This window comes from Chryseolinea serpens (genome assembly GCF_900129725.1).
Classification (GTDB): domain Bacteria; phylum Bacteroidota; class Bacteroidia; order Cytophagales; family Cyclobacteriaceae; genus Chryseolinea; species Chryseolinea serpens.
Window position 1 is genome coordinate 270,033 of the sequence record NZ_FQWQ01000004.1, and the last position, 24,135, is coordinate 294,167.

10 protein-coding genes are annotated in these 24,135 nt (G+C 53.4%); 4 read left to right on the top strand and 6 right to left on the bottom strand.

Annotated features, from left to right (window positions below; all coding sequences use genetic code 11):
* Window positions 1-200: 200 nt before the first annotated feature.
* Window positions 201-4,292 (bottom strand): hybrid sensor histidine kinase/response regulator transcription factor, encoded by a 4,092-nt coding sequence (locus tag BUB30_RS25685; RefSeq protein ID WP_073140205.1) that lies wholly within the window; start codon window positions 4,290-4,292, stop codon window positions 201-203.
* Window positions 4,293-4,418: 126 nt separating this feature from the next.
* Between BUB30_RS25685 and BUB30_RS25690 the strand changes: the two genes are divergently transcribed.
* From BUB30_RS25690 to ppk1, 3 genes are all read left to right on the top strand, one after another.
* Window positions 4,419-5,297 carry a polyphosphate kinase 2 family protein gene (locus BUB30_RS25690; RefSeq protein WP_073140208.1) on the top strand — a complete coding sequence of 293 codons (879 nt, stop codon included), beginning with the start codon at window positions 4,419-4,421 and terminating at the stop codon, window positions 5,295-5,297.
* A gap of 113 nt (window positions 5,298-5,410) precedes the next feature.
* Window positions 5,411-7,369, top strand: coding sequence for a DNA topoisomerase (ATP-hydrolyzing) subunit B (gene gyrB / locus BUB30_RS25695; protein WP_073140211.1), 1,959 nt, complete (start codon window positions 5,411-5,413; stop codon window positions 7,367-7,369).
* Between the two features lie 27 nt (window positions 7,370-7,396).
* Window positions 7,397-9,523: a polyphosphate kinase 1 gene (gene ppk1 / locus BUB30_RS25700; protein WP_073140214.1), complete on the top strand. Its 2,127-nt coding sequence runs from the start codon at window positions 7,397-7,399 to the stop codon at window positions 9,521-9,523.
* Between the two features lie 376 nt (window positions 9,524-9,899).
* Here the strand turns inward: ppk1 and BUB30_RS25705 are convergent, their stop codons facing one another.
* The 4 genes from BUB30_RS25705 to BUB30_RS25720 all read right to left on the bottom strand — a co-directional run bounded on the left by BUB30_RS25705 (window position 9,900) and on the right by BUB30_RS25720 (window position 22,137).
* A complete protein-coding gene (locus BUB30_RS25705; protein WP_073140217.1) occupies window positions 9,900-10,850 on the bottom strand; it encodes a PorP/SprF family type IX secretion system membrane protein in 951 nt (316 codons plus the stop codon).
* A 13-nt stretch (window positions 10,851-10,863) separates the two neighbouring features.
* Window positions 10,864-17,361 carry a T9SS type B sorting domain-containing protein gene (locus tag BUB30_RS25710; protein WP_073140220.1) on the bottom strand — a complete coding sequence of 2,166 codons (6,498 nt, stop codon included), beginning with the start codon at window positions 17,359-17,361 and terminating at the stop codon, window positions 10,864-10,866.
* Between the two features lie 184 nt (window positions 17,362-17,545).
* Window positions 17,546-20,797 (bottom strand): FG-GAP-like repeat-containing protein, encoded by a 3,252-nt coding sequence (locus BUB30_RS25715; RefSeq protein WP_073140223.1) that lies wholly within the window; start codon window positions 20,795-20,797, stop codon window positions 17,546-17,548.
* A 56-nt stretch (window positions 20,798-20,853) separates the two neighbouring features.
* Window positions 20,854-22,137, bottom strand: a complete 1,284-nt coding sequence (locus tag BUB30_RS25720; RefSeq protein ID WP_073141176.1) for a PorP/SprF family type IX secretion system membrane protein — start codon at window positions 22,135-22,137, stop codon at window positions 20,854-20,856.
* A 268-nt stretch (window positions 22,138-22,405) separates the two neighbouring features.
* On the opposite strand from BUB30_RS25720, the gene BUB30_RS25725 reads away from it, so the two are divergent.
* The gene (locus BUB30_RS25725) at window positions 22,406-23,227 is read left to right on the top strand and encodes an outer membrane beta-barrel protein (RefSeq protein WP_178377203.1); all 822 of its coding nucleotides are present in this window, start codon (window positions 22,406-22,408) and stop codon (window positions 23,225-23,227) included.
* Here BUB30_RS25725 and BUB30_RS25730 read toward each other — a convergent pair whose 3' ends face one another.
* Window positions 23,228-24,121 (bottom strand): Ppx/GppA phosphatase family protein, encoded by an 894-nt coding sequence (locus tag BUB30_RS25730; RefSeq protein WP_073140229.1) that lies wholly within the window; start codon window positions 24,119-24,121, stop codon window positions 23,228-23,230. It lies immediately after the preceding gene.
* Between the last annotated feature and the right edge of the window lie 14 nt (window positions 24,122-24,135).

Below are 24,135 nucleotides of genomic sequence, written 5' to 3' on the forward strand. Positions count from 1 at the left end.
TACCCTTCCGCCCATGCTCAGGTGGGCAGAAGGGATAGAGGGGGCCTTTTCAGCCAACTATGTAAATGAGATAGACAATAGACAAGATTAAGCCGCTCATTTACCCTGCTAAGATCGCATCATTCACACCCGATGGGGTATAAAGGATGTTTCAATGAATGACTATAATGTTTCACTCCAACGGGAATCGGGGATGAATTTTATCCTTTGGTGATCTCGGATGGCAGTTTTCCAAAATGTTCGCGGAAGGTTTTGGTGAAATAGGATGGATTTTCGAACCCCACCTGGAAGGCGACCTCCGAGATATTTCCCACACCTTGCCGCAGCAGGTCGGCCGCGCGCTCCAGGCGATAGGTGCGCAGGAACTCGTTGGCCGATTGATTTGTGAGGGCGGTGATCTTTCGGTAGAGCTGCACACGACTCAGGCCCATCTCCCGCGACAAGTCCTCCACCCCAAACCTGGAATTCTGCAAATGCTGCTCCACGGTGGTGCGTAGCCGTTCCAGGAACTTCTCGTCGGCCGACGTGGCCTTCACGGTCTTGTAGAGTGACCGTCCGTTTTGGCTGTATTTTTGGCGTAGCAGTCGCCGTTGCTCGATGAGGTTGTTGGCGCGGATCGTGAGTTCCTTGAGGTCGAAGGGTTTGGTGAGGTATTCGTCGGCACCGGTCTCCAGGCCTTGAAGCCGCGAGTCGCTGCCGGCTTTGGCCGTCAACAGGATGATGGGGATGTGGTTGGTCAGTTCCGAAGTTTTCAGGACCCGGCACACCTCGAGGCCATCCATGCCGGGCATCATCCAGTCGCTGATGATGAGGTCGGGGATCTCGCTCATCGCCGTCTTCACGCCGGCCTCGCCATCCGCGGCATCCAGGATGCGAAAGCGGTCTGTGAAAGCCGACCGGATGAAGGCGCGTAGTTCCAGGTTGTCTTCGATGATGAGCAGCAACGGATGGAGTTGGTTTGGGTCGGAGCCATTGCCGGCCGGTGACGGCATTTCGTGGTGTTCTTTCTGCATGGATTCCGTTTCACCCGGAGCCGTCGTGATCTCGGCGGGCGAATAGAACGCTTTGGTCACGGGCAATAGAATGGTAAACGTCGAGCCCTTCCCGGGTGTGCTTTCCACCGTGATCTCGCCCTTATGCGTTTTCACCAGCTCCCGCGTCAACGCCAGCCCCAGACCGGTGCCCTCCACCGACGAGGTTTCATGCACGCGGTAGAAGCGCTCGAAGATCCGGGTGAGTTGGTCCGGTGCGATGCCCTTGCCGGTATCGGTCACCGACAAAACGATATAGCCGCCCTTTGACGTCACGGTCACCATAATTTTTCCACCCTGCGCAGTGTATTTGATGGCATTGGACAGCAGGTTGTTCACCATTTTTTCCAGGAACGACACATCGGCATAGCCGCGAATGGGTTCGGAAGGGATGTTGACGGTCAGGTCCAGGTGCTGTTGTTGCGCCATGGAGTGAAACGCTTCCGCGAATATTTTCAGGTAATAGGCCAGGTCCACCTCGCTTACTTGCAGGGGCAGGTTGCCGGCTTCGATGCGTGACAAATCCAGCATCTGGTTCACGAGGTTGAGCAGCGACTTTCCATTGTTGCGAATGGTCACCAGGTCTTGCGTGGGTGCACCGTCGGATTCGGACAATAGTCTTTCCGTTGGCCCCAGGATGAGCGAGAGGGGCGTGCGGAATTCGTGTGAGATGTTGGCAAAGAATTTTGACTTGAAGTCGTCCAGCTCTTTTAATTTCTGTACCTCGATATGGCCCAATTGCAGCTCGGTCTTCCAACGTTCGCGCTGGATCACAAAATTGCGTGCCAGCCACAGCACCAAGGCAGCCACCAGCACATAGAAGGTGTAGGCATACCACGTTTCCCACCAGGGCGGGTGAATGATGAGGGTGAGCGCTTTGCCGGTCTCGTCCCACACGCCATCGTTGTTGGCAGCTTTCACACGCAGGGTGTAGGTGCCCGGATCCAGGTTGGTGTAGGTAGCCGACCGGTTGGTGGCACCGGTAGTGATCCATTGGTTGTCCAGCCCTTCCAGCATATAGGCATAAACATTTTTGGAGGGATTCGTAAAATCGAGCGCGGCAAATTCGAAGGTGAGGTAGTTTTGGTCGTAGTGAAATGACAACGCGGTGGTTTCGCCCAGGCTCTTCGCCAACGTGAGCGTGTCTTTTTTCACGGGACCGACGCGCACTTCTTTGTTATCGAGTTTCAGGGAGGTGATCACGACCGCGGGCTTGGTCGGGTTTAGGGTGATGCGTTGCGGGTCGAGCAGCGTCAGTCCGTTCACGCCGCCAAAGGCCAGGTGCCCGGTGCGGGTTGGTGTGGAGGCGTTGAAATTGTATTCGTCGCTCTGCAGGCCGTCGCTGGAGCGAAATTGAATGATGGCTTGCGCCGTCGGATCAAAACGGAATAGACCTTGGTTGGTCGTGATCCACAAGCGTCCTTGCGCGTCTTCACCGATAGCGTTGATCAGCTGCGCGGCCAGGAGTTTCTCTTCCCGGAAAACAAAAGGTCCGTTGGTCGCCTCGTTCACGTACAGGCCATGCTCTGTGCCGGCGTACAGTCTACCGTTGCGGCTTTGAAAGAGCGTGATGACCTTGCCCTGCAGAAATCTTTTGAAGCCGTTGCCTTCCACCAGGTTGAGGCCGTTGGCCGTGGCCAGCCACAGATTTTGATCGCGGTCTTTGAAAATGGTATTGACGCGGTTATGGCTGAGCGAAGCGGGGTCTTTTTCATCGTTCAGGTAATGAATGACCGACCCAGGCTGACCAAATTTTTCACGGGTGATGATCTTGTTCGCGCCGCCACCCACCGTGACCACCCACAGGTCGCCGTTCTTATCTTCCACGGCGGCCTTGACCGTGCCATTCGAAAGCGTATGGGCGTCGCCTTTGGAGTCGTAGTGAACAATGTCGTTTGTTTTTTCCAGACACCCTGCTGCGCGCAGGGGAATGCCCACCAGGCCATCGTGGTCGGTGCCGATCCACAACCGTGTGGAGCCCTGGTAGAAACTATTGATGAGATCCACCGATTTGCTTAGCGCGGGAGGGAAGGGATCATACTTTTTGAACGACAGGTTGCCGATGTCGTCCAGGGTGGCGGTGCGAATGCCCGCGCCATAGGCTCCAATAAAAAGCGTTTCATGGTCCCCGCAGGGAAGGCTGGTGATGGCGGTGATGAAATTGGAGGGCGTGCCAATGTCGTCGTTGGAATAGTTGACAAAGTTGTCGTGGCCTTTGCGCAGTTTGCTCATGCCCCCGACCCACGTGCCCACCCAGAGATTTTGGGAGCGATCCAGTAGCAGGGAGAACACCAGGTCGTTGGCCAGTGATGAAGCATTGACGGCGGCGTGATTGGAAAATGAATAACTGCCCGTCAGGGGATTGAAATGAACAAGCCCTCCACCATAACAAGCAACCCAAACCGACTCATCCGACTCAAACAGCAGCGACGACACGCGCTGCGTGGGCTGTTCGTCGCGCGCCAAGGGAACGTAGCGGACCAGGTTCAGGTTGGCGTCCAGTTCCACGAGGCCTTTCTGCGTACCCAGCCAATAGTGATCTTTCCGGGGCACAATTCTCCAAACGTCGTTGGCCGTGAGCAACATGGAATCTTTTTGGGCGAACGACGGGCGTCGGAATTTTTTATCCGCAGAAAAAAGGAACAGGCCCCCACCGCGCGTACCCACCAGCAGACCGTCTCCATGCCGAATGATGTGCAGGATGTTGTTGTTCCCCAGGTTTTGTTTTGTGCCGTTGATGTAGGGGGTGAGCACATGCGTGGCCATATCGAAATGAAAGATTCCTTGGCCGGAAGTCCCAAGCCATAGCCCTTTGCCATCGGGTTCCAGCACCAGTGTGCGCACCGTTGCCGAGCCATCGCCAACCCGGTAAGCCTCGAAGGTATCGAGGGTGGGATTGTAGCAAGAGATGCCGCCTTCGTGGCCGATCCACAGGCGTCCGTCGGGTGCTTCTACGATGGTCCACACAAAATTGCCGCCGATGCTGTGGAGTGTGTCCTGGGGGTCTTTGCGGAAAATCCGGAACGTGTAGCCATCAAAGCGGTTGAGCCCGTCTTCGGTGCCGATCCACAAAAATCCCTGGCGGTCCTGCAGCAGGCTCACTACCGTGCTTTGCGAGAGCCCTTGGGGAAGGGAGTAGTTGTCAAAGCGCAGTTTTTGTGCGAGGGTTACAAACGGAAAACAGAGCAGCAACAACAGCGTCCATACGCCTGTGCGTTGTCCCGGTGCAACGAGCTTCAACCTGGCAATCCGATCCATCATGGCTCCAAAAAAAGTTAGTACGGGCAGATCACGTAAGTTAATGAACATTGGCCAATGCACAAGGCGATGGGGGTGAAGGTTTCAGGGAGGTTTGGGAGGGTGGGATATTCCTTGTTACCTTACGTCATGGACATCAAACAATTTAAAGTAAAATCCGGTAACGAGGTGAATCTTAAAAATTATCCTACCGGCTATGACGGCAACGAACTGAACAAGGAGCGTGCCGCTGTCCTGTTGGAAGACAGCCGCAAACAACTGGCGGAGGTGCAGGATAAATTATATGCCCAGAATCAATACAGTGTGCTCATCATCCTGCAGGCCATGGACGCTGCGGGCAAAGACAGCGCGGTGAAGCACATCATGTCGGGCTTCAATCCGCTGGGCGTTCAGGTGCACAGTTTTAAGACGCCAACGAAAACGGAACTGGACCATAACTATTTATGGCGCCACAACCTGGCCTTGCCCCCCCGCGGCGAGATTGCCATTCATAACCGCTCACATTATGAGAACGTGCTGGTCACGCGGGTGCACCCGGAATACATCCTGAACGAAAATATTCCCGGCATCGACAGCGTAGACAAGATCAAGAAGTCGTTTTGGGAAGATCGCCTGGAGCAGATCACAGCATTTGAAAAGGGGCTGGCCGAAAACGGCACGGTGATCCTGAAGTTCTTCCTGCATCTTTCCAAAAAGGAGCAAAAGAAACGCTTCCTCGAGCGCATCGACGATCCCTCCAAAAACTGGAAGTTTGAAATGGGCGACATCCGCGAACGGGGGTATTGGGATGACTACCAGCGCTATTACGAGGAAGCGATTGGCGCCACGTCCAAAAAATATGCACCCTGGTTCATCATTCCGGCCGACGACAAATGGTATACACGACTGGCCATTGCCACGATCATCCACGACTACTTCGAAGACCTCAGCATTCACTATCCGACCTTGACCGACACTGAAAAAGCAGACCTCCAAAAGGCGCGTGCCCAATTGGTTAACGAAGCTTGAAAAGCCCCGACTGAACGATCAAAATATAAGTGGATTTTGTTCATGTTACAGAGAGCAAAATGCATTGTTATCTGGGGTAAAAACGTTATTTTTGAAGGTTCTAATAATACATCATGAGTGAAGTAAAAGACAAAGTACCCGCTGATTACTCAGCCAATAATATTCAGGTTTTAGAAGGTTTGGAGGCGGTTCGAAAAAGACCCGCCATGTACATTGGAGATGTGGGGGTGAAAGGGCTACACCACCTGGTTTGGGAGGTGGTAGACAACTCGATCGATGAGGCCCTGGGCGGCTATTGCGACGATATTAAGGTGTCCGTTCTGGAAGACAATTCCATTGAGGTTATAGACAACGGCCGGGGCATTCCCACCGACATGCACGAGAAAGAGAAGCGTTCGGCCCTGGAAGTGGTCATGACGGTGCTTCACGCCGGTGGTAAATTCGATAAGAATACGTATAAGGTTTCCGGCGGTTTGCACGGCGTGGGTGTTTCCTGCGTGAACGCATTGTCAGAAATGCTGCACGTAACGGTATACCGCGACGGGAAGATGTTTGAGCAGGAATACGAGCGTGGCGGCCCCAAATACCCTGTGCGGGTAGTGGGTGATTCGGATCGCAAGGGCACCACCGTGCGCTTCCTGCCCGATAAACAGATCTTCCCCATCACCGAATACAACTACGAGACCATTGCGACCCGCTTGCGCGAGCTGTCGTTCCTCAACCCGGGCATCCGCATCACGCTGACCGACTTGCGCGACAAAGACGAACAAGGCGAAGCGAAACATGAAGTGTTCTTTTCCCAAGGGGGGCTGCGCGAGTTTGTGGAATACATTGATTCCACCCGCGAAAAGCTTATTGCACAGCCCATCTATATCGAGAGCGATAAAGGCGAGATCCCCATCCAGGTGGCCATGAGCTATAACACCAGCTACACCGAAAACCTGGTATCGTATGTGAACAACATCAACACGCACGAGGGCGGCACCCACGTGGCAGGCTTCCGCCGTGCGCTTACCCGCACGTTGAAGGCCTATGCCGACAAGTCGGGCTTGCTGGAGAAAGTAAAGCTCGATATCAGCGGCGACGACTTCCGCGAGGGGTTGACGTCTGTGATCTCCGTGAAAGTGGCCGAACCTCAGTTCGAAGGCCAAACCAAGACCAAACTCGGTAACTCCGACGTGATGGGCGCGGTGGACGCAGCAGTGGGAGAGGTGCTCCAGTATTACCTGGAAGAACATCCCCGCGAAGCCAAACTTATCGTCAACAAAGTAATTCTCGCAGCACAGGCGCGTCATGCGGCACGCAAAGCGCGTGAAATGGTGCAACGTAAGAACGTCTTGTCCGGCACGGGCCTCCCCGGCAAACTGGCCGACTGTTCCAGCACCGATCCCAGCATCTGCGAATTATACCTCGTGGAAGGTGACTCCGCCGGTGGCTCGGCCAAGCAAGGCCGCAACCGGAACTTCCAGGCCATCCTGCCCCTGCGCGGTAAGATCCTGAACGTGGAGAAGGCGCAAGAGCACCGCATCTACGACAACGAAGAAATCAAGAACATGATCACCGCCCTCGGCGTCACCTTCGGCACCCCCGAAGACGAAAAGGGCCTGAACATGAACAAGCTGCGCTACCACAAGATCATCATCATGACCGATGCCGACGTGGACGGCAGCCACATCCGGACACTGATCCTGACGTTCTTCTTCCGGTATATGAAAGACCTGATCGAGAACGGCTACGTGTATATTGCATTACCCCCCTTGTACCTCGTCAAGAAAGGCCGCGAAGAGCGGTATTGCTGGACCGAGGAAGAACGCGAAGCCATCGTGAAGGAACTGGCCGCCGGCGGCAAAGAAGATTCCGTAGGTGTGCAACGCTACAAAGGTCTCGGTGAAATGAACCCGGAACAATTGTGGAGCACCACCATGGATCCTTCCAAGCGGTCGCTCAAGCAAGTGAGCATTGAATCGGCTGCCGAAGCCGACCACTTGTTCTCCATGCTGATGGGCGACGAGGTGGCACCGCGCCGCGAGTTCATCGAGAAAAATGCGAAGTACGCCCGCGTTGATATTTAAGCAACACTTTTTAGCGGAATTGATTTTATGGAGGATTCGATCGCAACGACCGAAAGGATCGTACAGCAAATAGAGGAAAGCAACTACATCAGCCGCGACCTGAGCTGGCTGAAGTTCAACTATCGTGTGCTTGACCAGGCCATGCACACCGACCGCAGCATTTTCGACCGGTTGAAATTCCTGTCCATCACGGCCTCGAACCTCGATGAGTTTTGTACCATTCGCCTGGGCAGCCTCTACAACTACATTGATTATGGCAAAGAGCGCTTCGACTACAACGGCCTGCGGGAAGAACCTTTTCGCAGACTGTTGTTGTTGGAGACCCAACGCTTCTATAAAGACCAGAACGAATATTATGTCGAGCACCTGAAGCCGTATTTCTCGCAAAACGGTTTTGTGATTGCGCCCTACCGCGAATTGTCGGTGGAAGACACGCAACGGGTGAACGACTATTTCAGCAAGACCATCTTCCCCATGCTCACGCCGATGGTCTTCGACAGCTACCACACGTTTCCGCTGCTGATGAACAACAGGCTGTTGTTTGGCGTGGTGACCAAAAGTCCCAACGAGAACCAGACCCAGCAACGGGTATCGTTCATGCAGGTGCCCCAGAACCTTCCACGTTTTTACGAATTGGAAGAGCCTGGACTCATCAAGTTTGTGCCCATCGAAGAGATCATCCGGAACAATGTTCACCACCTCTTCCGCAACGTGGAGATCGTGAGCACCAACCTGTTCCGCATCAACCGAAACGGCGACTTCACGCTGGAAGAAAGCGAAGACATCGAGTCCAACTTCCTCGAGGACCTAAAGCGTAAATTGAAAACCCGGCGCTCTGGCCGTGTCGTGAGGCTGGAAGTGGAGGCAGGTGCCGACCCTTGGATGATCCGTATGTTGAAGATCCAGTGGGACCTCGATGAGCATAACATTTTCTATGCCCCTGACGAAAGCATGGTCGAGTTCTCGGGATTGCTCCAGATCATTGGGCACAAAGAATTCAAAGCCAAACGCGTCCATCCGCCGGATCCCATAAAGCCTTTGAACTTTCCGGAGCATGGCTCGCGCGATCTGTTCGAGGTGTTGAAAGAGCGCGACATCCTGTTGCACCACCCCTACAACTCCATGGAGCCAGTGTTGGACCTTTTGGAGAAGGCCGCCGACGATCCGTATGTGCTCTCTATCAAAATCACGATCTATCGCGTGGCCCGCGATTCGCGGATCACATCGGCCCTGTTGCGTGCCGCCGAAAATGGCAAGCACGTGGCCGTATTATTCGAAGTGAAAGCCCGCTTCGACGAGGAGAACAACTTGCGTGAAGCCCAACGCTTGCAAAAGGCGGGCTGCTTTGTGATCTATGGCGTAGGCAACCTGAAAACCCACACCAAGCTGCTGCTCATTGTCCGCAAAGAAGGCGAGGACAAAGTCTATCGCTACGTCCATCTTTCCAGCGGCAACTACAACGAAGCCACGTCGCGCTTTTATGTAGACATCGGCCTGCTCACCACCAAGGAGGTATATGCCAACGACGTGTCGGAGTTCTTCAACGTTATCACCGGCCACTCGCAGCCGTCGACCTACCGCAACCTCATCACGTCGCCCCGCGATATGCGCATTCAATTGTGCAACCTGGTGAAGCGCGAGGCAGAGAACGCGCGCAACGGTATTCAGTCGGGGATCGTCATAAAACTGAACTCCTTCCAGGACAAAGAGTTGATCGACGAACTGTATGAAGCCTCCAAAGCGGGCGTGCCGATCAAGCTGATCGTGCGTGGCATGTGCTGTCTTCGTCCTGGCCGCAAAGGGCTCAGCGAAAATATCCAGGTGGTCTCGATCGTGGGCGAATACCTCGAGCACTCCCGCATCTACTATTTCCACAACGACAACAATCCCAAGGTCTACATCGGCAGCGCCGACGCCATGGTGCGCAGCTTTGACCGCCGGATCGAATCGCTGTTTTTACTGGATGAAGACATCCTCAAGAAACAAGCCATCAACAACCTGCGCTTCAACCTCAAGGACAACATCAACGCCTACGTCATGCAGGAAGATGGAACTTACGTGAAGAAAGAACTGGACGGCCAGACGCCCTTCAACATTCACAAAGAGTTCTACCACATCACGAAGGAAATCGTGATGGATGCGAAGCTGTTTTAAATTAACCCTACCAACGAAAATTCCGCACGCCCAGCGCCCTGACCAAACAGAGGGCTCAGGGCTTGTTGTGTTTGGTGGAACACCAACCAAGCGATGTGCACCGATACAGATCCTGTTGATGAAGACGTTTGACAAGGCGATAGGCGTTCGCCCACTGGCTAATACAAGCTTCTGGATTCTGGCTCCTGAAGTCCGAGAACAAAGAAACTCTGGCTACTGAATACTGGCTACTCGAATGCCGAGAACAAAGAAACTCTGACTACTGAATACTGGCTACTCGAATGCCGAGAACAAAGAAACTCTGGCTACTGAATACCGGCTACTCGAATGCCGAGAACAAGCTTCTGACTCCTGGCTCCTGGATTCTGGCTCCTAACTACCGATACTCATAATACTGCGGACACTCCGGATTCTTATGCACCCCCCGGATCCGCGTCCGGTACGTGATCATAAATTCGTGTGTACCATTGGAGAAATTGTTCAGGTCCGAACGGGTCCAGTCGTAAGAATAACCGAAGTGAAACTTCTCACTCAGCTTCAAATCGATAAAGCTGATGAGGGCGTCACCCAGGCGATAGGAAACACCCGCGCTGAAGACATCATAGAAAATAAAGGCGTTGTTGATGTCGAGGCTGAGTGGCTGATTTTCTTGTGCGCGTACGAGAATGGACGGATTGATTTTTACTTTGTTGAAGCGATCGAGTGGCAACACCACGCCGCTTCGGATGTAGTAGTAGCGCGCTTCTTTGATCTGTCCCAGGATTCCCTCTACGGAGTTGGCGATCTTGTTGTTGAGGATGAAGGGCACGGAAAAACCAACAAAAAAATTCTTCTTGCTGTAGTAGAGTCCGGCGCCAAAGTTAGGCTTCACCACGTTCAGGATGTTATAGAACGAAGGGTCATTCGTGGTCTGGAGGTCGAGTTTGTCATAGTTTGCGCCCAGGAGGTTTATACCGGCCTGTAATCCCATCGACAGCGTGGCATCGTGAAAATGGATCTTGTAGGCATAGCTGGCATAGATGTGTTCGTTCTTGTAGCTGCCGATCTCGTCATGGTTCACCAACAGACCGACCCCCACCTTGTTTTTCATCAGCGCCGTGTGACCGCTGATGCTATAGGTCTTTGGGGCACCGGGGTAGTTGATCCATTGGTTGCGGTACATCGCCGTAAGATTCAATTGTACCTGGGCGCCGGCATAGGCCGGGTTGATCACCAGTTCGTTGAAATAATACTGCGTGAATACCGGGTACTGTTGTCCATAGGACCACGATACCATGGACAACGCAATGATAAAAGTTAAAAAAGTTCTCTTGAGAGAGGTGCTCATGAGTTTAAAAAAGTTAATTAATAAGTTCTAAATATCCTGCCATAGGCTTCGAGCCGTCGCGTTTGTCGATGATGTAATAGTAGGTTCCTCCAGGAAGGTTAGTCCCCATCAGGCTAATGCCTTTGTTGGACTGGCCGTCAAAGAAGATCTCTGAGTTATCGTAGCCTTCCGCTTCGTACACCAGCGTGCCGGCGCGGTTGAAGATCTTCACCAGGTTGTTCTCGAAGTTGTTGATACAGCCGATGTAGAAAATGTCGTTGGAGCCATCACCGTTTCGCGACACACCATTGAAGGGACGGATATCCGTTTTTACGGACACGGTTTTGGTGGTTTTACATCCCAGTAGCGAAGTCACTCTAACGGCATAGTCACCTGCGTCGATGTTCGTGACCAGCGGTCCAGTCACGAAACCAGGAGCGGTGTCGTCGTCAGGCACTACGGTGCCATGGAACCAGTCGATCTTATCAATTTCCACGCTATTGGTAATGAAGAGCGACAAGCTGCCGTCGGGCACGGGTTGTTGACCGTCTACCGGAGCCGTGCAATGCGTGGCCACCGTGCTGAAATCAAATTCGGGATATACAGGCACGAAAATGATCTCTTCACTCACCAGCGGCGATTTACAACCTGTGATGCGGCTCGTAGCCGTAGCCGAATAAATACCTACAGCAAGGCTGTCGTACTCATCGCCCACAAAATCGGGTGATGCTTTCTCTGCCTGGCCGATGTACCAATCGAAGATATAGTCACTGATGTTCTTGTCTACCGAAACCGACAGCGCACCGTTCTCCTCGCCCTTCACACAGCTGGTCACCTGCGACAAGATCTCGATCTGCGGCATCGGGATCGCCACAGGACTGTAATTGATCTCGATGGTGGCCGTGTTTGTACAGCCGGTCACTCTGTCTTTTGCCAACACCGTGTAGACCGTATTGTCCGGAGCGACCTTTGCTTTTAAGCCGTCAACTTGCACGCCTTGATAGAAACCACCAGGCAGCGCCACGGGAGGAAGGCCTTCGAACCAATAGAAGTCGTAGTTGACGAAGTCACCATTCACGGACGCGGAGGCCACGCCATTGGGAATCGTCGGATCGCAATTCGTTACCGGCATTAATGCCTCAGCCGAAACCGGAGGATATACGCGCTCGTCGTTGAACGGCACCACGAGGGTGGAGCTGATACAAAGCGGTTGTCCGGTCGAGGGGTCGATGGTGGGGTCGAGATTGTAAGTCGCCACCACCGAGATGGGTTTGTTCAGATCGAGAACGGTCAGCGTAATTTCCTTTTGAGGAGGAAGCGCTACGTTATCGACGGTCCAGGTGAACGTGAAGTCATTCTGATTGATGGCAAGCGGAAGGCCGCTGGCATCATCATAGCCGCCAAACGTCACAGCCGCCAGCGCTTTGGGATTGTCCGCAACCGGGTCGATGACCTCGCAGTTTACAAGCGGCGTTGAAGAAGCATCGATATCGATCGGGTTCTTCGCCGACAGTACCACGTACGTATCCTTGGCCACACAATTCGTGCTGTTATTGGTAGCCACAACATTATAGGCCATCGGGCTGAGCGTAGCCGACGTGATGCCGGTCACTTCATCCGTGTTGGAAACAGGGCCACCAGCATCAAACCAGTTGTAGGTGTAGCCTGTGGTGCTCGTTCCTGAAGCCAATACCTTCAGTGAACCCGTGGTGCGGCCTACGCAGTGGATTTCGTTTTGGAAAGCAATCAGGGTCACGTCCACCGTGTTCACGGCTTTATTGAGAATATCAAAGCTGGCCGTCACATCGCAACTGCTGGCTCCGTCGGTGGCCACGACATAGTAGCTGCCGGAAGCCAGGCTCGCGTTGTCCCAGCCGTTCGCGTCGGGGTTAGCGCTGGCATCAAGATCGGGCACAGCCGTTCCATCGGCTTTGTGCCAGTTGAACGTATAGCCTGCAAAAGGCGACGTCACCGGGCTGTTGTCCACTTCAAGGCGTTGGAAAGTAACCGTCCCCTCCGGGTTGGGTTGATTGTTTGAATTCACAATACAATGCAACACATCCGTGGTGGTCAGGTCGCCATTGGCCATGTTGATAGCAACCTCCATGGGCTTGTTGCCGACGGTAAAGGTCCGGTTGGTAAAGCAACCGATATTGGCAGCAGCCGAATTGTTGTAAGTCACTTTAACCGAATAGTCACCGGGTACAACGTTCGCGATGTTTTGCGTAGTGGCACCGGTAGACCATTGATAGTCATAGTCTGCAGGGTTGCCCGTGACCACGACCGAGATGCCGCCATTACCCGTCAAGGTGGTGCTGGTCTTGCAGAACGTGTTGTTGATCATGCTGGCGTTCGAGAGATTGTCGTCAATCACCGGATCGGCCGTCACCTGTTTCAGGGTCACCGTCCGCACGGCGCGGCAACCGGCAGCAGGACCGGCGTTGGCCACGGCCACGAAGGTGTAGGATTGAGGGGCGAGGATCGTTGTCGGGTTTGTGTTATACTCGTTTCCGGGACCTGTATTGGGCACGGTGGCCAGGCCAGGTCCGCTACCGGGGTCAACACTTCCTGCATAGAGGAATACATCGTAGTCGGCGGTTGTCAGGGTGGGCGCGAGCCTGGTCAGCTCAACAACAGCCGCACCATTGTTGTAGGCCGGGTCGCAGTTGGTCACATCGGTTTGGGAAATGAAGTTAAGCCTGTGCGAGTCGATAAAATCCAGTATGAACTGTTCGTCTTGCTTGCAGCCGTTGTCGCGATTGGTCACTTGCACGGCGTAGTTGCCTTGTTGGATGTTATCCTTTTTAGAAGACGTTGGCGTGTTGAAAATATCCGTCGTCAGAGGCGTGCCGGAGGGCGATCCGCCCGCAAACCACGCGAAGTCATAGCCGTTGGTATTCGCTGTGCCAACACCCGCTTCCAGGTATCCTGTCGGCGACGTACAGTCGGTGGGTTGCTTCTGGTCGGTCAGGCTGATCACGAAAGGAACGATGGCGTTGGCCACGGTGATGGTCTTGGCCGGCGTCATACATTTCCGGACCTTGTGAATCGCCCTCACGGTATAGGTTCCGTCAGGAACGCCGGGAAGAAGGTTGGTCTTGTTGGTCAGGTAGTCGGACGAGGCCTTTACGGACGAGCCGTTATACCAGAAGAAGTCATAATCGGAAGGAAGGTCGGGCGAAACCGTTTTCACTTCGATGCCACCATTCGTGGGAACGCACTTCGAGTTGGCGGTCAGGTCGATCGACAACAGCGATACGGGCACCACACCATCGGTGATGTGCACTTCCTTGGTGGCCGAGCAATGGGTGTTCTTGTCTACTACTTTTATGGTGTAGTAGGTGTTGCCAGACAGTCCGCCAACCGTGTTCTGTGTTGCGCCGGCAATGGCGTTCACCGTATTCTGGCCGGTATACCATTGATAATCAAAGTCGGCAATGTTACCCACGGGAGTTACGGAAGCTGCACCGGTAGGTGCGGTCACGTCGCAGGAGATTTGATCGGCTGTAGCGTTGGCACTGATGCTCGGAGGCGTGGTCTGGATGATGCTCACGGTCTGAGGCAGCGACGCGCACTTGGTGGAGTTCTTCGTAGCCACTACCGTATAAGATCCTTGTGCCAGGTTATTCCAGGTGTCGCCCGTGAAATCGGCCGAGGGCTTCACCGCACTGCCGAGGTACCACGAGAATGTATACCCCGCCGTACCCCCATCGGCGAGCGCCGAGGCTTTTCCGGAGGTGGAAAGCGTACACAACGCATCTTGCTTGGTGGCCGCGACCACAGGCTTCACACTCTGGTCGGGAAGGTTATACGAATCGAACCGCTGACATCCGGTGGCTTTCTCGATCACCAATACCGAGTACGTAATAGCGATCAGGCCGGCAATATTATGGCTGTTTCCAATTTTCGGATCGGTCAACACGTCCGTGCCTTGATACCAGGCAAAAGTGTATTTGTTGGTGCTGGGGTCGATAGCATTACCCTTGCTATCCAACACCACGGCGTCGAGGTGACCGTTTGGATTGCTCTTGCAATTGGTCAGACCGCTGATGAGGTCGATGCGAATACTGAATTGGCTTTGGATGTCACCCACAACAACCTGTACCGTATCGGAACTACACTTGGCAGTTTTGTGAATGGCATACACGGTGTAGGTGCCCCCCGGAATACCGGTGTAACTCGCTCCCGTAAAATCAGCGGAGGCGATAGGCTTTGCTGTGGTACCCTTAGACCAATAGAAATTATAATCGGTGGTGTTCTTCACGGCACCGGTCATCACGTATGCCTGGGCTGCACCGTTGTTTGGTGTGGTGCCTCCGGAACACGTAATGTTGTCTTGTACTTTGAGAGCCGTAAGCGCTACGGGCTTTGGTGTGATCGGCGCCTGGATGATGTTGTTCCCATAATCACACTCAATAAAGTTGGTGTTGGGCAGTTTTATGGGGGTGGGCACCGTCGTGCCACCGTCGTTCAAAACAATGTATAGCGTGAAATTGGAACCGGGGCCGCTTACGCTCAGGTTCGTCAGGGCTTGTTCAGCGCCCACGCTAAGGTTGTTCAACGTCACCTTGGTGGTGCCTAACTTGTTGGCGCCGGCCTTGGTCGGGTCGTTGTCATAGAAAGAGATCGGCACATCGCCGCTCAGACCGTTATCGCCTTTGTTCTTGATCTTGAACGATACGGTAAACGTCAGCGAAGGACAAGTGGGCTGATTCACCGTCAGGGAATTATCAACAAAAGCCAAGTCGGGTGAAGCATATTTCGGACACCCCAGCGAGTTGAGGAAAGGCGATTGGTTGAGGAAGCTGTTCAGCGGCCGGTTCTTTCCGGTGGTACACACATTCTCCGAAAAAGCGAGGTGGTGTTTTTGCTGCACCTTGGGGATCGTGAGGTTATCGTTCACGTTCACGTTGAAATAGCCGTGCTGATTCCATACGCGACGTGCAGGTACCCAAGGTTCGCCACCGGAACGGAACACGCGCACTTGCGAGAACTCGGCTTGGTTGATATTGCAGAAGTTGGCGCGGTCTGCAACCAAATAGTTGGGATCGTTAGGATCTATAATCGCACCATTCTGAACGAAGTCGATCGTGCGGCAGGTTACACACAATTCTGTGGAACCGTCGGCATCGACGTCAGCCACGACAGGATATTCGCGATTGGTACGTGACACGCACGGTTGTTGCGTAAAGACAGAGCCGTCGGTACCGTCAAGGATATAGATAAACTTTTCATCGCGGTATACGATTTCGGATTTTCCATCACCATTAAAGTCAAAGAGGGTACACCCTGTGTTCCCCGAGGTTTCTTCGAATACGGTGATCTTGGGCCACAGCGGAACCAGGTTGGTGGCATTGGCCGGATCATCTTTCAACGCATACAGGTATTTTCCCGAAACATAGGCGAGGTTGGGTTTTCCATCCCCGTCAAGATCGGCAATGTTCACGCGGCCTGTGCCCTGGTGCCAACCGTTTTTGTAATAGTCGGACGTGGCCGGAGGACACGCCTGAATGGTCACGTTGCCGGACATGGGATCAGAGTAGGTCTTCACCTTGTTCGTCACCAGGTCCCAAAAGAAGATGGTGGTGTTTCCGTTGTTGGTGTCCTTTCCGGAAGCAACCACGTCCAACGAGCCGTCGACATTGACGTCGGCAACACTGGTAGCGTCGATGTCAACCTTTTTGCCATAGTTGGCGATATTCATTTCCTGGTTTATCGTACCCCCTGCGATGTTGACGCTGTAGATCACACCACCGCACACCAGCTCCAGGTTATCGTCTTTCACGGCGTCGGTAGGCTTATGGGCGGCTTTGGTGGCATCGTTCAACACGTCTACGGCCACAGGCCCACCGTTGAAGCTCGACCAACTTGCGCCGGGCGCGACGATGGTGGCACCGGTTTGGGCGTTAAAGATGGCGTTGCGGGCATAGATCTCTTCCTTGCCATCGGCGTTAAAGTCGGCTATTCCAATGGTGCCGGGGTCGCCCGGAAGTTTAGTCACCCAAAGTTGATTGAGGTTACAGTCGAATGCGTAAAGGCTCCAGTCGGTGCCGAGAATAAAGATCTCACCGCAGCCGCCGTTGCCGTTACTGAGGTTGGCGATGGCGATGTCTTCATAGGCCGGAGTGAAACTGACCGTTAACTGTTTCTTGATGGTGTTGACCGTACCGGTGGCCTTTCCATTGAGGATAAATATCTTTTTCGAAAACTTGTTCACCGTCATCATTTCCGGCACACCGTCGCCGTCGATATCGCCTACAACGGCGCGTCCAAGGTGGTTGGCTGTACCGTCAGGAGAGGCGGATTCGAGAGCCAATGTAAACGCGGGAAATTGTGACGGTTTGGCTTCGCAAAGCAAGTCATTGCCCACATAACCACCGGTGCAGACCACCTGGTTGGCGCAATCTTTGTCGAAGCAGTCAATAAAACCATCACCGTCATCATCCAGGCCGTTGGCACAGATCTCCTGGGCGTGCGAAACCGTTGCGCATAAGCTTAAGCACAAGGCAAACAAATAGACGTACCTTTTCATAGGTTAAGAAAGTTATAACAAGCCAAATAACTGTTGCCGCTAAGGTGGCGGTTTACACTATGTGAATTTCAATTCAATCGATACCGTAACATTACGTGTAAGATTTTACAATCGGTTCATGCAACCCAAGCCCCTGACAAAAAAAGTACCAATCCCTCAAAACCGCATTTAAACCCATCCCAGCCTATCTCAACAGGGTAATACTTCCCGATCTGGGCATGCTTTCCTCCCCTTCGCAACGTATGATATAGTAATAAACACCGTCGGGCAGCCGCTTTCCGTTAAAAGTGCCATCCCAATTGTTCTGATACGGTTTCGAATTATACACCTTCACCCCCTTGTCGTCGTAAATGGTCACCTCGCACTGCGGGTACTCATCGATCTTTCCCACCATCCAAAAGGCGCCGACAGCATCACCGTTGGGGGAGAAGAAATTGCCCGGCAGGAGCTTGTTCACAATGGCCTCGCCTCTCACCTTCAACTGCACGGTGGTGGAGCCAACACACCCGTTGCCACCCTTGCCCGTCACGGTGTAGGTAGTAGACGAAAGCGGCGTAGCGATCGGGTTGGAAATCGAAGGGTCGGAAAGTGTCTCGGTCGGCGTCCAGCTAAAGTCCAGCAGGCCTTCGGCGGTCAACTGGGCGCTTGCCCCTTCGTCGATCTCTTCCGGCGTGGCAGTGGCCGTAACGGTAGGGGAGGGCAAGCCACCAATGGTTTGCTCTGCCTTGAGTTTACAGCCGTTGGTGGCCACGACCGCCACGTTATAGTCGCCTGGATCCTTGACGGTAATCGTCGGGCTGGTCTCCCCCGTACTCCATAGATAGGAGGTGAACGTGTCGTTCAACCCCAGCACCAGGCTGGACTCGGGACACACATCGAAGGTATTTTCGGCATTGGTAATAAAGACATCGGGTGCAGCCGTGATCGTGATGGGTTTGGAGGCTGACACGGGGCACGCATTGCCCGTATACGCCACGGTAAGCTTCACGGTAAAGCCCGTCGCCGTATTGAAAATATGTTTCGGATTTTTATCACTCGAGGTCGTCGCATCGCCAAAGTCCCAGGCATAGATCACCGCAGCCGCGGGATCGGTGGTGGATTGATCCGTAAAACTCACTTCCTCGCCCTTACAGGCCGAAGCCGGCAACACAAAGTCGGTAACGGGCGGTGCCACCACTGTGATAATGGCCGATTCGGATTGCGCCACAGGACAACTCGGGTTCGACGACGTAGCCTTATAATAATACTCGCCGCTCACGTTTTTACTCAACGTAGACGACGTGGCGCCGGGCAGTAGCCCCAACGTTTGCTCATACCACTGGATGGTGAAATCCGTGGGCACGCTCACCGCGGGATACACCGAAAGCGTCTTGGCACCGGGAAGACAGACCAACGACGACCCCGTATAGGCCACTTTGAAATCCGGAATATCCACGGCCTTGACGATAATCGGATCTATGCGTGCAACGCACCCACTGGCAGCCTTCGTGTTCAGGATATAGATCCCGGCATTGGTGAGTTGGAAGTTCGTTACCGGAGCAGGGTTCACACCGGAGCCTGTATAGTTGTTTGGCCCCGTCCATTCATAGGTAAACCCTGCACCCAGATCATTGTTCACCACCAGGTTCATGGTATTGCCGATACACACAGGTCCGTTGGACTGTGGATCGGGATTGCCCGCGACGGCGCTTGCTGAAATGGTGACTTTGACCACGTTGCTGGTGGTCTTGCAACTTCCACCCTCAGAGGTGGCGGTCACACTATAGTCGCCCGTGGCCGTAGGCGAAAATTGATAGGTACCCGGCGTAGTCGTGCTGGTCGTAGCATTGAGCCACTCAAAGGTGGTAGCCCCACCGTTGGTGGAGGTGAGCGTCAGCGGGAAACCCGAGCAAACGTTCAACGGCCCTTTGGGGTTCACCTCGGGGATCATACACGCGCTGTTGCGGAAGATCGATACTTTGGATGCCGGTATATTCAGGTTGTTGTCATCGATGCTGGTGAAAGCAATGTCAGGCTTGCCATCGCCGTCCACGTCGCCGATCACTACGTGGCGATTGATATAGTCAGTAGCTTTGACAAGCGTGGTGAAAGAAAGATTTCCCGGCGTGCTGGTATTGTTCAGAATGGTGAGTGTTTTTTTGGTGATGGAGGGGGTCACGATATCCGCCTTTCCATCGCCGTCCAGGTCACCAAAGTCGATACCCCACGGGTTGGTGTCGGTCGCAAAAGTTTTCAGCCCTCCAAACGACAAGGTTCCCGACGTGCTCGTGTTCAGGAAGACCCCGAGGTTGGAGGAAGGCGAGAGCTGGGTAAACGCGATGTCCGATTTGCCATCGCCATCCAGGTCGCCAATCTTTAAGTTTTTCACCGTGTTCCCAACGGGTAGCGTAATGGCGGGCGACATCGTCACCGCCCCCGGCGCGCTGTTGTTTTGAATCACGTAGAGATCGGTGTTCGTGATAAATTGATTGGTCACGATCTCCGGCAGAAAGTCGCCGTTGAGATCTTCCACCGCCAGGCCGTCCGTGCTTTTCCAATCGGGCAGTGGGATGGTGATGGGGGTCGAGGAAAACGAAAGCGTGGTGATGTTCGGAGTTTGATTTACGAGCACGATCACACTGTTGGTGGCCTGTGAGGTCAGGATCACTTCCGGCTTTCCATCCAAATCCAGATCGGCGATCTCGATGCGGTTGGGGGTTTTGCCGGTGAGGGGGATCTGGGTTTTGGCAAAGCTGATCGATCCGGGACCGATGCTGGTGTTACGCAAAAAGAAAACGTTGTCGCCCGTGCCTTTTTCGGTAGCCACGATGTCGGGTTTACCGTCACCATTCAGGTCGCCGCATTTCACCTGGAGCGAGCGGGTGCCCAGCGAAATGTTGAACGTGCCGCCCAGGTTGATCGAGCCCGGCGTGGAAGCGTTCGATAACACCAGCAGGAACGAGTTGTTGTCGCGTGCCGCGGCAATGTCGGGTTTGCTGTCGCCGTCGAAGTCGCACATGCAGAGGTCGTAAAGACCCTGGGCCACAGGGACGCCCGCAGGATAATCACTTTGCAAACCAAACTTGGCGGGGTCGATGCCAGGCGCGCCTCCAAACGACAGAAAGAAAGGCTGGCGATAATAGCCGGTTAGCCCGGTGACGCCGCTAAAACGGGTTACGGAAATATCCTGATAAGTAGTTCCCGCAGGAACCTTGACTTCGAGCAGTTGATCGGCGGCTTGCAGGATCGTGGCCGGGGTGGCGCCAAAAAACACAACCAGTTTCGTGGCGTCGGTGCCAAAAAAGCTTCCTTTCAGCAGCACGATGTCGTCCATGCTGCCCTTCACTTTGCTGATCTCCTTTATTTCAGGCCGCTGGGCAAAGGCGGCAGGTATGATCACGAGGAAAACGATCAGCAAACCAACGATTTTTGTAAACAGGCTATGAACTCGCTTCATGGTGTCATAAATGCATTCTTTCCTTTAAAATGTAACCCGCGTCCATCCCAATCCGGCTATTTCGTCGTCACAATGAGCACACGGGCCTCTTTTAGTTTGGTATACGTCTTCAGGTTCCGCACTTCCTCGTGGGCCTCCGAGGCTTTTGTGGTTTCCAGTACGTGCACGTAATATTTCTTGTCGGCCGGGTTGTAGAAGATCTCGGCGTTGAACTTGTCGCCGATAAGCTTGCGTTTGTAACCGTCGGCCGCCGTAAAGTCGTTGAACATCCGGATCACCACGTAATATTTCTTCTTCGCTTCCTCGGTGCCGGTCTGGTTGATCGCGTTCGGGTCTTCCGTAGTTTCCTGGAAGCGCGCCGTGTGTTTCTCGTTAGGTGATTTCACCAGGGTCGAGCGCAGCACGGGGGCCACACGCTTGAACTTCTTCGGCTTGCCGAGCTTTAAACCGAGTATGATCTCATGACTCCCCTGCGAAAATCCGGTCTGCGGCTGGTTGCCCGGCTCATAGGAATAGCCAATGAGAAACCGCGACGTGTTGATGCCGAGGTTGCCGGTGAAACCATAGGGCAGCCGGTACGAACCACCGATCCAAAAATGTTGCGAGAGATTTAGCTTTCCCAGGAATTCAAACTGGCTGTTCCCAAATTTCGAATACTTGTAGTTAAAATAAAACTCCAGTGGCGCAATCGCTTCTTGTGTTTTCACGCTGCGCTTCAGACCCCCTTTACTTTTGCTCACGATTCGGCTCTCTACCTTGCGTTTGTAGTAGATGGAAATAAACACATTGTCGGAGGGCGAAACGGTCGTGCTGTTAAAACTGGCGTCGCTGTTGAACTTGGAGGGAAACATTTGCGGCAATGCCACACCCACGTTGAGGCCGGAGCCCGATCGGTAGAGGAGCCCGAAACCTGCCGCCGGTTGAAAATTATTGGCCAGGTAATTGGCGATGGCCGGATCGTTGGGGTCGGTCACCTTCGTCATGTCGATGGTATTGGAGATGGCCCCGCCGGAAAGTCCCAAAAAGAGCCAGTTTTTTTGCCCCATGGGAATTCCATAGGCGTAGGTGAGCGAGAAATCGGTGGTGTTCAGCAACCCTCTTTTGTAGGACGATATCTTGCCGCCCACCCCGGCCCGCGACTCGTTCATCATGGAGGTCACCGACAGCGCCCCGATGGTGGGCGCACCCTCCACGTTGGTCCATTGTTGGCGATAAAGGGCGTAAATCTGCGTGTATTCCGTTAAGGCTTCGGCTGGATTATAAAGGAAGGGATTGACGTAGAAACTGTTATAGACAGGGTAATTTTGTGCGAATACAGAAGTACTGCACAGAAGGAGCAAGCCAAAACAACAGTTAAAAAAATAGCGCATTCACTTCTTTATATGGGCAGAGGCGTAAAAGTCACTCCAAAAAACAAAACGAGCATCCTATGCCAGCCAAAAAATAGTCATTCATGCTCATCAACCAGGTTTGGTAATCGGTCGATTCACCGTAAACTCACGAATATACAACGTTTTTTTCTTTTATTGGCAGCCTATCTTCTTTAACTTAAGCGCTTTGCACTATTTTTGCAATGATTTTTTTAACTACCTGAAATCCAAGTCTAAAGTGAAAGCACTTTTTTTGATTGTATCGCTGACTCTTTTTTATACGGCCCCTGTGTTTTCGCAAATCCTGGTGGGCCCCGAGATCGGGGGTAATTATTCCTGGACCTCGTTTGGCGACAAAGACCTGAAGGATGTGTACAATGTTTCGCCGGTCTTCGGCTATCACGTGGGCGGCCACCTGGCGTTCCTGGTGCGCAAGCGCTTTTTTCTGCATGCGTCGCTTCTATACGCCACCAAAGGCCGGGTGCTTAAAGGTGATCCTAAGTCGGATGATTACGATGCTGTATTTAAAAATTCTTCGAGGTACAACTACATCGACATGCCCATCAGCTACACGGTCGATTTCAAAGGAAAGATCGGGAAGAGTAAAGAGTTCAAGTATTTTGTCGGCGTGGGTCCCAACATCAGCTATTGGCTGGGCGGCAAAGGTACAGTCTATAACAGCGAATTGAAGGAGAACAATTTTTCGGAACAGAAATACAAGATCGTCTTCAACAAAGACCCCGCCACGCAGGGTTTGGATGAGATGAATGTCCAGAATGCCAACCGTCTGCAATTGGGGCTGAACCTGGTGGCCGGAGCGGTCTTTGAACCGGGCTTGCGCCAGCGCCTCATGGTCACCATCCGCTATGAGTTTGGACACACATATCTCGCAAAGTCGAACGGTACATTTACACAAACTTACTATCAAGACCCACTGCAATCGCGCAGCCAAGGGTTCCGCATCTCGGTTGCCTATCTGTATGATTTGAAGACTGAAAACCGCAAGCGCGGCAAGAGTACGATCGACCGGAAAAATCCCGGCAAGATGAGAAAGCGTTAGTTAGAATTCGATCTTTTTCTGCGAGACATTCTTCTCGTAGAGATACATCATGATGCCGTCTTTGAGACCCACTTCGGGGACAAGAATGGAGGACGCGTTTGCCCATTCCATGACTTGGATATAGATGCCGCTGGCGGGCACGATCACGTCGGCGCGGTCGGGGTTCATCTGCAGTTTGTAGATGCGTTCTTCCAGGGAAAGACCCTCGACCATGTCACGGATGTCTTTCACTTTTTGTCGCGAGATGGTTTTGCCGGGCTTCATCTTGGCCAGCTCGAAGATCTTGCTGATGTTACCGCCCGTTCCCACGGCCGTTACTTTGCCAAACGATTTCTTGATGTGCTCCTTCACCCAGTGTTCCATGTCTTCCCACATCGCCGGCGAGTCGTTGCGCTCCAACACGCGCACCGAGCCGATCTTGAACGAACGGGTCTTTATTTTTTTGCCCTTCACATAGAGGTTCAACTCCGTGCTACCGCCGCCCACATCGATGTGCAGGTAAGTCTTCTCCGTAAGGAACGAATGAATGGCACGGTTGATGAGCTCGGCCTCGCGGTTTCCATCGATGATGTGGATGGTCACTCCCAACTCGCTGGCCACCTGTTGTGCCAACGCTAAACCGTTCTCTGATTCGCGCATGGCGGAAGTGGCGCAAAACATATAATCGTCCACTTCGTATAAGTCCACCAGCAGCTTGAAGGCGGTCATCAGCTTCTTGAATTTGCCAATGCTTTTGTCGCTGATACGGCCGGTAGTGAACACGTCGTGACCCAACCGGAGCGGGAACCGAACATACTCCAGCTTCTTGAAAAGCAGGGTGGGGGAACTGTCCAACACCGTGGAAACCTGAAAACGGATGGCGTTGGAACCAATGTCGATGGCTGCTAGTTTCATTATCAGGTCAAAAT